Annotated in this window: 12 protein-coding genes; all 12 read left to right on the forward strand. The window is 70.0% G+C overall.

Going from position 1 to position 14,243, the window contains the following annotated elements; genetic code table 11:
- Positions 1-22: 22 nt before the first annotated feature.
- The 12 genes from I004_RS0113340 (at position 23) to metK (ending at position 14,225) form a co-directional block, all read left to right on the forward strand.
- Entirely contained in the window at positions 23-1,015 is a 993-nt protein-coding gene (locus I004_RS0113340) for an aspartate carbamoyltransferase catalytic subunit (protein WP_028435912.1), read from the forward strand.
- 2 nt (positions 1,016-1,017) lie between these two features.
- Entirely contained in the window at positions 1,018-2,325 is a 1,308-nt protein-coding gene (locus I004_RS0113345) for a dihydroorotase (protein ID WP_037976095.1), read from the forward strand.
- Positions 2,325-2,945 (forward strand): PH-like domain-containing protein, encoded by a 621-nt coding sequence (locus I004_RS33745; RefSeq protein ID WP_037976182.1) that lies wholly within the window; start codon positions 2,325-2,327, stop codon positions 2,943-2,945. The genes I004_RS0113345 and I004_RS33745 overlap by 1 nt, the downstream gene beginning before the upstream one ends.
- The gene (gene carA, locus I004_RS33750) at positions 2,945-4,150 is read left to right on the forward strand and encodes a glutamine-hydrolyzing carbamoyl-phosphate synthase small subunit (protein ID WP_078511187.1); all 1,206 of its coding nucleotides are present in this window, start codon (positions 2,945-2,947) and stop codon (positions 4,148-4,150) included. The genes I004_RS33745 and carA overlap by 1 nt, the downstream gene beginning before the upstream one ends.
- Positions 4,143-7,457 carry a carbamoyl-phosphate synthase large subunit gene (gene carB, locus I004_RS0113360; RefSeq protein ID WP_028435914.1) on the forward strand — a complete coding sequence of 1,105 codons (3,315 nt, stop codon included), beginning with the start codon at positions 4,143-4,145 and terminating at the stop codon, positions 7,455-7,457. The genes carA and carB overlap by 8 nt, the downstream gene beginning before the upstream one ends.
- Before the next feature lie 88 nt (positions 7,458-7,545).
- Complete coding sequence (locus I004_RS0113365; RefSeq protein WP_028435915.1) at positions 7,546-8,682, forward strand: quinone-dependent dihydroorotate dehydrogenase; 1,137 nt, start codon at positions 7,546-7,548, stop codon at positions 8,680-8,682.
- Entirely contained in the window at positions 8,679-9,599 is a 921-nt protein-coding gene (gene pyrF / locus I004_RS0113370; protein WP_078511138.1) for an orotidine-5'-phosphate decarboxylase, read from the forward strand. The genes I004_RS0113365 and pyrF overlap by 4 nt, the downstream gene beginning before the upstream one ends.
- Positions 9,600-10,003: 404 nt before the next feature.
- Entirely contained in the window at positions 10,004-10,327 is a 324-nt protein-coding gene (gene mihF / locus I004_RS0113375; protein ID WP_028431629.1) for an integration host factor, actinobacterial type, read from the forward strand.
- 81 nt (positions 10,328-10,408) lie between these two features.
- Complete coding sequence (gene gmk, locus I004_RS0113380; protein WP_028435917.1) at positions 10,409-11,005, forward strand: guanylate kinase; 597 nt, start codon at positions 10,409-10,411, stop codon at positions 11,003-11,005.
- Between the two features lie 46 nt (positions 11,006-11,051).
- Positions 11,052-11,327 carry a DNA-directed RNA polymerase subunit omega gene (rpoZ, locus tag I004_RS0113385; protein ID WP_028431631.1) on the forward strand — a complete coding sequence of 92 codons (276 nt, stop codon included), beginning with the start codon at positions 11,052-11,054 and terminating at the stop codon, positions 11,325-11,327.
- A gap of 172 nt (positions 11,328-11,499) precedes the next feature.
- Complete coding sequence (gene coaBC, locus I004_RS0113390; RefSeq protein WP_028435918.1) at positions 11,500-12,723, forward strand: bifunctional phosphopantothenoylcysteine decarboxylase/phosphopantothenate--cysteine ligase CoaBC; 1,224 nt, start codon at positions 11,500-11,502, stop codon at positions 12,721-12,723.
- 290 nt (positions 12,724-13,013) lie between these two features.
- Positions 13,014-14,225 carry a methionine adenosyltransferase gene (metK, locus tag I004_RS0113395; RefSeq protein ID WP_028435919.1) on the forward strand — a complete coding sequence of 404 codons (1,212 nt, stop codon included), beginning with the start codon at positions 13,014-13,016 and terminating at the stop codon, positions 14,223-14,225.
- Positions 14,226-14,243 lie beyond the last annotated feature (18 nt).

Raw genomic sequence — 14,243 nt, forward strand, 5'->3', positions numbered from 1 at the left:
ACTGACCCACGGAAGGCAACAGATGAAGCGTCACCTCATCTCGGCCGCCGATCTCAGCCGCGACGACGCCGTGCTCGTCCTCGACACCGCCGAGGAGATGGCCCGCGTCGCCGACAGGCCGATCAAGAAGCTGCCGACCCTGCGCGGCCGCACCGTCGTGAACCTCTTCTTCGAGGACTCGACCCGCACTCGGATCTCCTTCGAGGCCGCCGCCAAGCGCCTCTCCGCCGACGTCATCAACTTCTCCGCGAAGGGGTCGTCCGTCTCCAAGGGCGAGTCGCTGAAGGACACCGCGCTCACGCTGGAGGCCATGGGTGCCGACGCCGTCGTCATCCGGCACCACGGTTCCGGGGCGCCGCACCGCCTGGCCACCTCCGGCTGGATCGGCGGCTCGGTCGTCAACGCCGGAGACGGCACCCATGAGCACCCGACGCAGGCCCTGCTGGACGCCTTCACGATGCGCAGGCGCCTGGCGGGCGGTGAGGGCGACCTGTCGGGGCGGCGCATCACTATCGTCGGCGACGTGCTGCACAGCCGCGTCGCACGCTCCAACGTCCATCTGCTCAGCACGCTCGGCGCCGAGGTCACGCTCGTCGCGCCGCCCACACTGGTCCCCGTCGGGGTGGGCAGTTGGCCCTGCGAGGTCAGTTACGACCTGGACTCCGTCATCGCCAAGTCGGACGCGGTGATGATGCTGCGCGTCCAACGCGAGCGCATGAACGCGGCGTTCTTCCCGACCGAGCGCGAGTACGCACGCCGCTACGGGCTGGACGGGCAGCGGATGGCGCGCATGCCCGAGCACTCCGTCGTGATGCACCCCGGCCCCATGAACCGCGGGATGGAGATCACCGCAGAGGTCGCGGACTCGCCCCGCTGCACCGCCGTCGAGCAGGTGGCCAACGGCGTCAGCATCCGGATGGCGGTGCTCTACCTGCTGCTCGGCGGCTCCGAACCCGCCGTCTCCGGAACCCCCGCCGACCGCACGGAAGCCGCCCGCACCGAGGAGAACGAGTGACCATGGCAGCCAAGAACAGCACCACCGCCCGTACGCTCCTTCGCGGCGCACGCGTGCTCGGCGGCGAGCCCCAGGACGTACTGATCGACGGGGAGAAGATCGCGGAGACCGGCAGCGGACTCGACGCCGCGGGCGCGGACGTGATCGACGCCGGGGGCCGGATCCTGCTTCCCGGCCTCGTCGATCTCCACACGCATTTGCGGGAACCGGGCCGTGAGGACTCCGAGACCGTGCTCACCGGGACCAGGGCCGCCGCCACCGGCGGCTACACGGCCGTGCACGCCATGGCCAACACCTTCCCGGTCGCCGACACCGCCGGCGTCGTCGAGCAGGTGTGGCGTCTGGGCCGCGAGTCCGGGTACTGCGACGTGCAGCCCATCGGTGCGGTCACCGTCGGCCTGGAGGGCAAGCAGCTCGCCGAACTCGGCGCCATGCACGACTCCGCGGCGGGCGTGCGGGTCTTCTCCGACGACGGCAAGTGCGTCGACGACGCAGTCATCATGCGCAGGGCACTGGAGTACGTGAAGGCATTCGACGGAGTCGTCGCCCAGCACGCCCAGGAGCCGCGGCTCACCGAGGGCGCCGAGATGAACGAGGGCACCGTCTCCGCCGAACTCGGCCTGGGCGGCTGGCCGGCGGTCGCCGAGGAGTCGATCATCGCGAGGGACGTGCTGCTCGCCGCTCACGTCGGATCCCGCCTGCACATCTGCCACCTGTCCACGGCCGGCTCCGTCGAGCTGGTGCGCTGGGCCAAGTCCAAGGGCTGGAACGTCACTGCGGAGGTCACCCCGCACCATCTGCTGCTCACAGACGAACTCGTGCGCTCCTACGACCCGGTCTACAAGGTGAATCCGCCGCTGCGCACCGAGACCGACGTGCGCGCACTGCGTGAGGCGCTCGCCGACGGCACCATCGACTGCGTCGCCACGGACCACGCCCCCCACCCGCACGAAGACAAGGACTGCGAGTGGGGCGCCGCGGCCATGGGGATGCTCGGCCTCGAGACGGCGCTGTCGGTGCTCCAGCACACGATGGTCGACACCGGTCTGCTGGACTGGGCGGGCATCGCCGAGCGGATGTCGCACCGCCCCGCCGCGATCGGGCGCCTGAACGGTCAGGGCCGTCCCGTCGCCGCCGGTGAACCCGCGAACCTGCTGCTCATCGACCCGGACTACCGTGGGACGGTGGACCCCGCGGGCTTCGCCTCCCGCAGCCGTAACACCCCCTACGAGGGCCGCGAACTGCCGGGACGCGTCACGCACACCTGGCTGCGGGGACGGGCAACACTCGTCGACGGGAAACTGGCGTGATCGCACAACCTCTCGCTTCGCTGGCCGCCGGGCTGGCGGCCGAACCCAAGTCGCAGGAGGTCACGGACTGGGCGGCCCGCATCGGCTGGGTCGTCGGGCTGGCACTCTTCGTGGCGCTGCTGTACTGGCTGATGCGGCAGGGCTGGAAGTGGCGCGGCACTCTCCAGGGCGACCTGCCGGAGCCCGAGTCGCCACCCGCTCCTGAGGAGACCGGCGGGACGCTGCTTCATGCAGCCGGCCGCTACCACGGTTCCACCACCGCCGGGCAGTGGCTGGATCGCATCGTCGCCCACGGCCTGGGCACGCGCAGCCGCGTCGAGCTCGCGCTGACGGCGCAGGGCGTCCACGTCGTACGGCCCGGGGCACGGGACTTCTTCGTCCCGGCCGGGCAGCTGCGCGGCGCCCGCCTGGACAAGGGCATCGCGGGCAAGGTCCTCACCGAAGGGGGCCTGCTGGTGATCACCTGGCAGCTCGGCGACCGCCGCCTCGACTCCGGTTTCCGCTTCGACCGCGCCGCCGGGCATACGGCCTGGGCGGAGCAGATCACCGCAATCGCGTCCGGCGACAGCGGCGTCGCCGGAAGGCACCACCCCGCAGTAACCCCGGAGAGGGACACATGATGACGAGCACCGACCGGACGGCAGCCGGGAGTTCCGCCGTACTCGTGCTGGAGGACGGCCGCAGCTTCCACGGACGCGCGTACGGAGCGGTGGGGGAGACCTTCGGGGAAGCCGTCTTCAACACCGGCATGACCGGATACCAGGAGACGCTGACCGACCCCTCCTACCACCGTCAGGTGGTGGTGATGACCGCCCCGCACATCGGCAACACGGGAGTCAACGACGAGGATCCGGAGTCCGCACGGATCTGGGTCGCCGGATACGTCGTGCGTGACCCGGCCCGCAGGCCCTCGAACTGGCGCTCAGTGCGCAGCCTCGACGAGGAGCTCGCCGCACAGGGCGTCGTCGGGATCAGCGGCGTGGACACGCGCGCGCTCACCCGGCATCTGCGTGAGCGCGGCGCTATGCGCGCCGGGATCTTCTCCGGGGACGCGGCCTCGGCGGACGGGACGGCACTGCTGGAGCGGGTGCGCTCCGCGCCCGGGATGAAGGGCGCCGACCTGTGCGGCGAAGTGGCCACGCGGGAGCGGTACACGGTGCCCGCGCACGGCACCAAGCGCTTCACCGTCGCCGCCGTCGACCTCGGCATCAAGGGCATGACGCCGCAGCGGATGGCCGAGCGCGGGATAGAGGTGCACGTGCTGCCCGCGGACGCGAGCGTCGAGGACATCTACGCGGTCCGGCCGGACGGGGTGTTCTTCTCCAACGGGCCGGGCGACCCGGCAACCGCGGAGCACCCCGTGGCGCTGATGCGCGCGGTGCTCGAGCGCGGAACGCCCCTCTTCGGCATCTGCTTCGGCAACCAGATCCTCGGACGGGCCCTCGGCTTCGGCACCTTCAAGCTCAAGTACGGCCACCGGGGCGTCAACCAGCCCGTGCAGGACCGGGCGACGGGCAAGGTCGAAGTCACCGCGCACAACCACGGGTTCGCGGTCGACGCACCGCTCGACACCGTCAGCGAGACCCCGTACGGACGCGCGGAGGTCTCCCACGTCTGCCTCAACGACGACGTGGTGGAAGGGCTGCGGCTTCTCGACCGGCCGGCCTTCAGCGTCCAGTACCACCCCGAGGCGGCGGCCGGCCCGCACGACGCCGCGTACCTCTTCGACCGCTTCACCGCGCTCATGAGCGGCGCCACGGACGGCGACCACAGCAGGAACGACCAGCACAGCACCAAGGCGCACATGGAGGACCGGCGTGCCTAAGCGCACCGACATCGAGTCCGTTCTGGTGATCGGCTCCGGCCCGATCGTGATCGGCCAGGCGGCCGAGTTCGACTACTCCGGTACGCAGGCCTGCCGGGTGCTGAAGTCGGAGGGTCTGCGGGTGATCCTCGTCAACTCCAACCCGGCCACGATCATGACGGACCCGGAGATCGCGGACGCGACGTATGTCGAGCCGATCACACCGGAGTTCGTCGAGAAGATCATCGCGAAGGAGCGGCCGGACGCGCTGCTGCCGACGCTGGGTGGCCAGACGGCCCTGAACACCGCGATCTCGCTGCACGAGTCCGGGGCCCTGGCCGAGCACGGCGTGGAGCTGATCGGCGCCAACGTCGAGGCCATCAACAAGGGTGAGGACCGCGACCGGTTCAAGGAGGTCGTCGAGGCCGTCCGCGCCCGCACGGGTCACGGCGAGTCCGCCCGTTCGGTCATCTGCCACTCCATGGAGGAGGTGCTGGCCGGAGTCGACGGTCTGGGCGGCTACCCCGTCGTCGTACGCCCGTCGTTCACGATGGGCGGCGCGGGCTCCGGCTTCGCGCACGACGAGGAGGAACTGCGCCGCATCGCCGGGCAGGGCCTGACTCTCTCCCCGACCACCGAGGTGCTCCTGGAGGAGTCGATCCTCGGGTGGAAGGAGTACGAACTGGAGCTGATGCGCGACAAGAACGACAACGTCGTGGTCGTCTGCTCCATCGAGAACTTCGACCCGATGGGCGTGCACACCGGCGACTCCATCACCGTCGCACCGGCGATGACGCTGACCGACCGTGAGTACCAGATCCTCCGGGACATCGGCATCGCCGTGATCCGTGAGGTCGGCGTCGACACCGGCGGCTGCAACATCCAGTTCGCGGTCGATCCCGCCGACGGGCGAGTCGTCGTGATCGAGATGAATCCGCGGGTCTCCCGCTCCTCCGCCCTCGCCTCGAAGGCCACCGGCTTCCCCATCGCCAAGATCGCGGCGAAGCTCGCCGTGGGCTACACGCTCGATGAGATCCCCAACGACATCACCGAGAAGACGCCGGCCTCGTTCGAGCCGACGCTGGACTACGTGGTGGTCAAGGCGCCGCGGTTCGCCTTCGAGAAGTTCCCGGCGGCCGACGACACCCTCACGACCACGATGAAGTCGGTCGGCGAGGCGATGGCCATCGGCCGCAACTTCCCCGAGGCGCTCAACAAGGCGCTGCGCTCGCTGGAGAAGAAGGGAAGCCAGTTCGACTTCACCTCTCCGGTGGGGGAGAAGAGCGTGCTGCTGGAGCAGGCCGGCCGGCCGACCGACGGGCGGATCAACACCGTCATGGAGGCGATCCGTGCCGGGGCCACGCAGGAGGAGGTCTTCGACGCCACGAAGATCGACCCCTGGTTCACCGACCAGCTCTTCCTGATCCACGAGGTCGCCGAAGAGCTCGCGGCGGCACGGAAGTTGAGCCCCGAGCTGCTGTCCGTGGCCAAGCGGTACGGCTTCTCGGACGCTCAGGTCGCCCAGGTGCGCTCGTTGCGTGAGGACGTGGTGCGCGAGGTGCGGCACGCGCTGGGAATCCGTCCCGTCTACAAGACCGTTGACACCTGCGCCGCCGAATTCGCCGCCCGCACCCCCTACTTCTACTCCTCCTACGATGAGGAGAGCGAGGTCGCGCCGCGCGAGAAGCCCGCCGTGATCATCCTGGGCTCCGGGCCGAACCGCATCGGCCAGGGCATCGAGTTCGACTACTCCTGCGTGCACGCCTCCTTCGCCCTGGGCGAGGCCGGCTACGAGACCGTGATGGTCAACTGCAACCCCGAGACCGTCTCCACCGACTACGACACCTCCGACCGGCTCTACTTCGAGCCCCTCACCCTGGAGGACGTACTGGAGATCGTCCACGCCGAGCAGGAGGCCGGGCCGGTCGCCGGCGTGATCGTGCAGCTGGGCGGACAGACGCCGCTCGGCCTCGCGCAGGCGCTGAAGGACGCGGGCGTGCCGATCGTGGGCACGCCGCCCGAGGCGATCAACCTCGCGGAGGAGCGCGGTGCCTTCGGACGCGTACTGGAGGAGGCAGGGCTCCCGGCACCCAAGTACGGCACGGCCTACTCCTTCGACCAGGCCAAGGACATCGCCGCGGGTATCAACTACCCGGTGATGGTGCGTCCTTCGTACGTGCTGGGCGGACGCGGCATGGAGATCGTCTACGACGAGGCCGCGCTCGCCGCCTACTTGGAACGGCACGCGGGGCTGATCTCCGAACACCCCGTCCTCATCGACCGCTTCCTCGACGACGCCATCGAGATCGACGTCGACGCGCTCTACGACGGCGAGGAGCTCTACCTCGGCGGAGTCATGGAGCACATCGAGGAGGCCGGCATCCACTCCGGCGACTCCGCCTGCGCACTGCCGCCCATCACCCTCGGCGGCCACGACATCAAGCGCCTGCGCGCCTCGACGGAGGCCATCGCGCGCGGCGTCGGGGTACGCGGGCTGATCAACATCCAGTTCGCGATGTCGGGGGACATCCTCTATGTGCTGGAGGCCAATCCCCGCGCGTCCCGCACCGTCCCCTTCACGTCCAAGGCAACGGCCGTTCCCTTGGCCAAGGCCGCCGCCCGCATCTCCCTGGGTGCCACTGTCGCGCAGCTGCGTTCCGAGGGGATGCTGCCCGCCACGGGTGACGGCGGTGATCTGCCCTTGGACGCGCCCATCTCCGTCAAGGAGGCGGTGCTCCCCTGGACGCGCTTCCGCGACGTGCAGGGGCGCGGGGTGGACACCATCCTCGGCCCGGAGATGCGCTCCACCGGTGAAGTCATGGGCATCGACGCCGTGTTCGGCACGTCCTACGCCAAGTCGCAGGCCGCCGCGTACGGTGCGCTGCCCACGAAGGGGCGGGCGTTCGTCTCGGTCGCCAACCGCGACAAGCGCTCACTGATCTTCCCGGCACGCGAACTGGCCGCCATGGGCTTCGAGTTGCTGGCGACCTCCGGCACCGCCGAGGTCCTCAGGCGGAACGGAATCAACGCCACCGTCGTACGCAAGCACAGCCAGGGCCCCGGCCCTGACGGTGAGCCCACCGTCGTCCAGCTCATCCACGACGGCCACATCGACCTCATCGTCAACACGCCCTGGGGCACCGGCGGCCGCCTCGACGGGTACGACATCCGCACCGCTGCCGTAGCCCGCGCCGTCCCCTGCCTCACCACCGTCCAGGCACTGGCCGCGGCGGTTCAGGGCATCGAGGCGATGGCACGAGGAGAGGTGGGTGTCCGCTCGCTCCAGGAGCACGCCGACCACCTCACCGCTGCCCGCGGGTCCGGCTGAACCGTCCGTCCACGTCCCCGGCCCGAAGACCCGGCACTCGCCCTGACCCCCGACTCCCTGCCCGTACGCACGTGAAGGCCCGGCCCGCATGTACTCCCTGCTGTTCAAGACCGTGTTCGCACGGATGGATCCCGAAGCGGCCCACCGGCTTGCCTCCGGCCTGGTCCGTCTCGCCGCGCGCCTGCCGGTGGTGCGCGGGCTGATCGCCGCGCGGTTCGCCCCGCGCCGCGAGGAGCTGGGCGTACGGGCGCTGGGGCGCAGCATGCCGGGGCCCTTCGGGCTCGCCGCCGGCTTCGACAAGAACGCCGAGGGCATCGACGGGCTGGCGATGCTCGGCTTCGACCACGTCGAGGTCGGCACGGTCACCGGGCAGGCGCAGCCCGGCAATCCGCGCAAGCGGCTCTTCCGGCTGCTGCCGGACCGTGCCCTGATCAATCGCATGGGCTTCAACAACGACGGTTCGGCCGTCGTCGCCGCCCGGCTCGCGGCCCGTGCCCGCCGCCGCGGCACCCGCCTGCCCGCCGTACGGACACCCGTGGTCGGCGTCAACATCGGCAAGACCAAGGCCGTCCCGGAGGAGGAGGCAGCAGCCGACTACGTCACCTCGGCGCGGCGGCTCGCCGGATACGCCGACTACCTCGTCGTCAACGTCTCCTCGCCCAACACCCCCGGACTCCGCGCCCTCCAGGCCACAAAGACACTGCGCCCCCTGTTGGGCGCGGTGCGGGAGGCCGCCGACGAGGCCGTGCCGGACCGCCCCGTGCCACTGCTGGTCAAGATCGCACCCGACCTTGCGGACGAGGACGTGGACGCCGTCGCCGACCTCGCCGTCGAACTGGGCCTGGACGGCATCATCGCCACCAACACCACCATCGCCCGCGACGGGCTCGGACTGAGCAGCGACCCGTCCGTCGTCTCGGAGACGGGCGGCCTCTCGGGAGCCCCGCTGCGCGAGCGCTCGCTGGAGGTGCTGCGACGCCTGTACGCGCGGGTCGGCGATCAAGTAACGCTCGTCGGTGTGGGCGGCGTGACCACGGCCGACGACCTGTGGCAGCGCATCCTCGCCGGCGCGACGCTCGTCCAGGGCTACAGCGCCTTCGTGTACGAAGGTCCCGGCTGGTCGCGGAAGCTGCACGAGGGCCTGGCGGAGCGGCTGGCGGCAAGCCCGTACGCCACGCTCGCCGAAGCCGTCGGAGCCGAGAACAGGAAGGCCGAAGCCGCATGAGCCCCACGAACCCGAGCACCACCGACCCGGGGAACGGGCACTCCCGTGCCGTCGGCCGTGGTGGCGGTGCCCGCAGGGAGCCGTTCGGCGTCCGGCTGCGGCGCGCCATGGACACCAGGGGCCCGCTCTGCGTCGGCATCGATCCGCATGCGGGGCTCCTGGCGGACTGGGGCCTGGGCGACGACATCGCCGGACTCGAACGCTTCACCCGCACCGTGGTCGAGGCGCTGGCCGACCGGGTCGCGGTGCTCAAGCCGCAGTCGGCGTTCTTCGAACGCTTCGGCTCCCGCGGCATCGCCGTGCTGGAACGCGCCGTCGCCGAGTCACGGGACGCCGGTGCGCTCGTCGTCATGGACGCCAAGCGCGGGGACATCGGATCGACCATGGCGGCCTACGCGGACGCGTTTCTCGACCCTGCCTCCCCTCTGTTCTCGGACGCGCTGACCGTCAGCCCTTATCTGGGCTTCGGCTCGCTGCGCCCGGCCGTCGACCGGGCCCGCGCGTCCGGCTGCGGACTCTTCGTGCTGGCGCTGACCTCCAACCCGGAGGGAGCGGAGGTGCAGCATGCAGCGGGCGGCGACGGCCGCACCGTCGCGGCCACCGTCCTCGCGCACCTCGCGCGGGAGAACGGGGGCGAGGAGCCGCTCGGATCCTTCGGCGCGGTCGTCGGCGCGACCCTCGGGGACTCGCTTGCCGCCGGGCAGGGAGTCGACCTCGACATGGGGGGCGCGCTGCTCGCCCCGGGGATCGGGGCCCAGGGCGCGACGGCGGCCGATCTGCCGCGCGTCTTCGGTACGGCCGTGGGCAACGTACTGCCGAGCATCAGCAGGGAAGTGCTCAAGCACGGGCCGTCGGCGGAAGCGCTGCGGGAGGCGGCCGCATCAGAGGCGCGCCTGATGGCCGAAGCCGTCGCGTGAAGTCGTGCGGTGCCGGGTGAACCCCTCGATCGAACGTACGTGAAAGTGCACGAAACGGTCGCCCGTGAGGGCGCGGACCACCCCGCGGACACCCCTTCACGACTCCACTCGGTCCGCCGCCCCGCACCCGCGTCGTACCTGCGGAGATGCCCCGCAGTGATGTCGACACCCGTGCAAAATCGCGCAGTTGGCCAAAAAACTGGAGCGGTTTATGCCGTTATGTACCGATCGACTTGAGTCTGACCAGGACTTTTCCGCAGTTCTCGCTGACTCAGGCGCTGTCGCCCGCTAGTCTCCGTCGGGAGCAGCGTGAACAGGCGCGTTGCTTGCTGCTCCGCCTGTGCGGGGCTACGAGGTTCCTCACCGAATCCATTTCCGACAGTTCTAACTGAGGTGACGTAGGCGTGGCTCTTCCGCCCCTTACCCCTGAACAGCGCGCAGCCGCGCTCGAAAAGGCCGCCGCGGCTCGCCGGGAGCGCGCCGAGGTCAAGAACCGGCTGAAGCACTCCGGTGCGACCCTGCACGATGTGATCAAACAGGGCCAGGAGAACGACGTCATCGGCAAGATGAAGGTCAGTGCTCTCCTGGAGAGTCTGCCGGGCGTCGGCAAGGTCCGCGCCAAGCAGATCATGGAGCGTCTCGGGATCTCCGAGAGCCGCCGCGTGCGCGGCCTCGGCTCCAACCAGATCGCCGCTCTGGAGCGGGAGTTCGGCGGCGCGTCCGCCTGACCTCGCACCGCACGGCACCGTGGGCCCCGGCCTGCGGTGCCGTGGTGGCAAGGCACCGCCGAAAACCGGGATAATCGCTGCATGAGTTCAGCAGCTCCCCGGGGGGCCACCCCCGAACCTCCCGCCGGCACGCCGCGGCTGACCGTGCTCTCCGGCCCTTCGGGCGTCGGCAAGAGCACGGTCGTCGCGCATCTGCGCACGGTCCATCCCGAGGTCTGGCTGTCCGTCTCCGCCACCACGCGCAGACCGCGCCCCGGCGAGGTGCACGGTGTGCAGTACTTCTTCGTCAGCGACGACGAGTTCGACAAGCTGATCGCCAACGGAGAGCTCCTGGAGTGGGCGGAGTTCGCGGGCAACCGGTACGGCACGCCCCGTGGGCCCGTACTGAAGCACCTCGAGAGCGGTGAGCCCGTACTCCTGGAGATCGATCTGCAGGGGGCACGGCTGGTGAAGCAGGCGATGCCCTCGGCGCGGCTCGTCTTCCTCGCGCCACCCAGCTGGGACGAGCTGGTGCGCCGCCTGACCGGCCGCGGCACGGAGGCCCCCGAGGTGATCGAGCGCCGTCTCGCGGTGGCCCGTACGGAGCTGGCCGCGGAGGAAGAGTTCGACACCACCCTTGTCAATACCTCGGTCGAGGACGTCAGTGCCGAGCTGCTAGCCTTGATGCGGATCGCTTGATTCTTGATCTTTTTCCGATCTTCACACACCCTCCGGAAGGCAGAGCGTGTCCTCTTCCATCTCCACGCCCGAGGGCATCATCAACCCGCCGATTGATGAGCTGCTCGAAGCCACCGACTCGAAGTACAGCCTGGTGATCTACGCGGCCAAGCGTGCCCGCCAGATCAACGCGTACTACTCGCAGCTCGGTGAGGGCCTCCTCGAGTACGTGGGTCCCCTCGTGGACACCCACGTCCACGAGAAGCCGCTCTCGATCGCTCTCCGCGAGATCAACGCGGGTCTGCTGACCTCCGAGGCCGTCGACGTGCCGGTCACGCAGTAATCGTCCGCCCGTCCGCGTAGCGCGGGCAGGCAGCGGGCAAGGCTTCTCTCACGGACCCGGCAGCGCGGCTGCCGGGCCCGTGGTGTGTCATGTGCGAGTGAGCGGAAACGCAGAACACGCAGAGGCAGGGCAGGCCGGGCCCGGGCGACGGGCGCGTGGGGAGAGGCGAACGATGGAGCAGCGCCAGCAGGAGCGGCCCAGGGTGGTCCTGGGAGTCACCGGCGGCATCGCCGCCTACAAGGCGTGCGAGCTGCTGCGGCGCCTGACGGAGAGCGGCCACGAGACGCGGGTGGTGCCGACGGAGTCGGCGCTGCACTTCGTCGGCGCGGCCACTTTCGCGGCCCTGTCCGGCAAGCCTGTCGCCACGGACGTGTGGGAGTCGGTCCACGAGGTCCCCCATGTGCGGATCGGGCAGGGCGCCGATCTCGTGGTGGTCGCACCTGCCACCGCCGACATCCTCGCCAAGGCCGCCCACGGGCTCGCGGACGACCTTCTCACCAACACCCTTCTCACCGCGCGATGTCCGGTGATCTTCGCGCCCGCCATGCACACCGAGATGTGGGAGCACCCCGCCACACAGGAGAACGTCGCCACGTTGCGCCGCCGGGGCGCGCTCGTCATCGAGCCCGCCGTCGGGCGTCTGACCGGCGTCGACACGGGCAAGGGGCGCTTCCCGGACCCGGAGAGCGTCTTCGAGCTGTGCCGCCGGGTCCTCACCCGGGGAAGCACCGAGGTGCCCGCCGACATGGCAGGGCGGCACGTGGTGATCAGCGCGGGAGGGACGCGCGAACCACTGGACCCCGTGCGGTTCCTGGGAAACCGCTCGTCGGGGAAGCAGGGTTACGCGCTGGCCCGTACGGCCGCCGCCCGAGGCGCCCGCGTCACGCTGGTCGCGGCGAACACCACCCTCCCCGATCCCGCCGGCGTCGACGTGGTGCCAGTGGAGACGGCCGCCCAGCTGCGCGAGGCCGTCGTGAAGGCCGCCGGGGACGCCGACGCCGTCGTGATGGCGGCTGCCGTCGCCGACTTCCGGCCCGCTGTCTACGCACCCGGCAAGATCAAGAAGCAGAACGGCGTCGAACCGGACCCGGTGGCCCTCGTGCGCAACCCGGACATCCTGGCCGAACTGTCCACGGACCGCCCGCGCGCCGGCCAGATCGTCGTCGGCTTCGCCGCCGAGACCGAGGACGCTCTCGCCAACGGCCGCTCCAAGCTCGCGCGCAAGAGGTGCGACCTTCTCGTCGTCAACGAGGTCGGGGAGCACAGGACTTTCGGTGCCGAGGACAACGAGGCGGTGGTGCTCGGCGCCGACGGCAGCGAGACACCCGTCCCGTACGGCCCCAAAGAGGTGCTCTCCGATACGGTTTGGGACCTGGTCGCACTGCGTTTTCCCTGACCCGGACGGCCGTGCGGCACCGGTGCGGAATCGACGGTTCCGCGGAGTCCGTCTTATGTGATATGTCACGGAGTGGTCGCTGTCCCGTCACCGCGTCAAGGGGGCCTCGGGGGCGTCTCGGGAGAGGGTTACGCAGGTCACCGTGGTTTCGAACTTCGAGACGACGTGATTGGATGCGGCCGTAGATGGATAAACTGGCGGCGGACCGTGCTTGGCCCTCGTGCTCGAGCGCAGCCCCGGCCGGTCCGCCCATTGAATAGCCAGCAGCCGCTGCAACCCCAGGGAGCGATGTGTCCCGCCGTCTGTTCACCTCGGAATCCGTGACCGAGGGTCATCCTGACAAGATTGCTGACCAGATCAGCGACACCATCCTCGACGCGCTGCTCAAGGAGGACCCGCACTCGCGGGTCGCCGTCGAGACTCTGATCACCACCGGCCTCGTGCACGTCGCCGGTGAAGTGACCACCAAGGCCTATGCCCCGATCTCCTCGCTGGTGCGCAACAAGATCCTGGACATCGGTTACGACTCCTCGAAGAAGGGCTTCGACGGCGCCTCCTGCGGCGTCTCGGAATCCATCGGCGCGCAGTCCCCGGACATCGCGCAGGGCGTCGACACCGCGTACGAGAACCGTGTCGAGGGCGACGAGGACGAGCTCGACAAGCAGGGTGCGGGCGACCAGGGCCTGATGTTCGGCTACGCCTGCGACGAGACGGCCGAGTACATGCCGTTGCCGATCCAGCTGGCCCACCGGCTCTCCGAGCGCCTCTCGGACGTCCGCAAGAACGGGACCATCCCCTACCTGCGCCCGGACGGCAAGACGCAGGTCACCATCGAGTACGAGGGCGACAAGGCCGTCCGTCTCGACACCGTCGTGGTCTCCTCGCAGCACGCCGCGGACATCGACCTCGACTCGCTGCTCGCCCCGGACATCCGTGAGTACGTCGTGGAGCCGGAGCTCAAGCGCCTCATCGACGAGGACGGCGTGAAGCTGGACACCAGCGGATACCGGCTGCTGGTCAACCCCACCGGCCGCTTCGAGATCGGCGGCCCGATGGGCGACGCGGGGCTGACCGGTCGCAAGATCATCGTCGACACCTACGGCGGCTACGCCCGTCACGGTGGCGGCGCCTTCTCCGGCAAGGACCCGTCCAAGGTCGACCGCTCGGCTGCGTACGCGACGCGCTGGGTCGCGAAGAACGTCGTCGCTGCCGAGCTGGCCACCCGCTGCGAGGTCCAGGTCGCCTACGCGATCGGCAAGGCCGAGCCGGTGGGTGTCTTCGTCGAGACCTTCGGCACCGCCGCCGTCGACGTGGAGAAGATCGAGCAGGCGATCAGCGAGGTCTTCGACCTCCGCCCGGCCGCGATCATCCGCGACCTGGACCTGCTCCGTCCGATCTACGCCCAGACCGCGGCGTACGGCCACTTCGGCCGTGAGCTGCCGGACTTCACCTGGGAGCGCACCGACCGCGTCGACGCGCTGCGCAAGGCTGTCGGGCTGTAACAGCCGGCTCGCGCCACC

It is taken from the genome of Streptomyces sp. TAA486 (genome assembly GCF_000426165.1).

Excerpts from the sequence above, each read along its gene's own strand:
- I004_RS0113345 (WP_037976095.1), top strand. The coding sequence starts at position 1,018 with ATGGCAGCCAAGAACAGCACCACCGCCCGTACGCTCCTTCGCGGCGCA.
- I004_RS0113365 (WP_028435915.1), top strand. The coding sequence starts at position 7,546 with ATGTACTCCCTGCTGTTCAAGACCGTGTTCGCACGGATGGATCCCGAA.
- coaBC (WP_028435918.1), top strand. The coding sequence starts at position 11,500 with ATGGAGCAGCGCCAGCAGGAGCGGCCCAGGGTGGTCCTGGGAGTCACC.
- pyrF (WP_078511138.1), top strand. The coding sequence starts at position 8,679 with ATGAGCCCCACGAACCCGAGCACCACCGACCCGGGGAACGGGCACTCC.
- carA (WP_078511187.1), top strand. The coding sequence starts at position 2,945 with ATGACGAGCACCGACCGGACGGCAGCCGGGAGTTCCGCCGTACTCGTG.
- gmk (WP_028435917.1), top strand. The coding sequence starts at position 10,409 with ATGAGTTCAGCAGCTCCCCGGGGGGCCACCCCCGAACCTCCCGCCGGC.
- I004_RS0113340 (WP_028435912.1), top strand. The coding sequence starts at position 23 with ATGAAGCGTCACCTCATCTCGGCCGCCGATCTCAGCCGCGACGACGCC.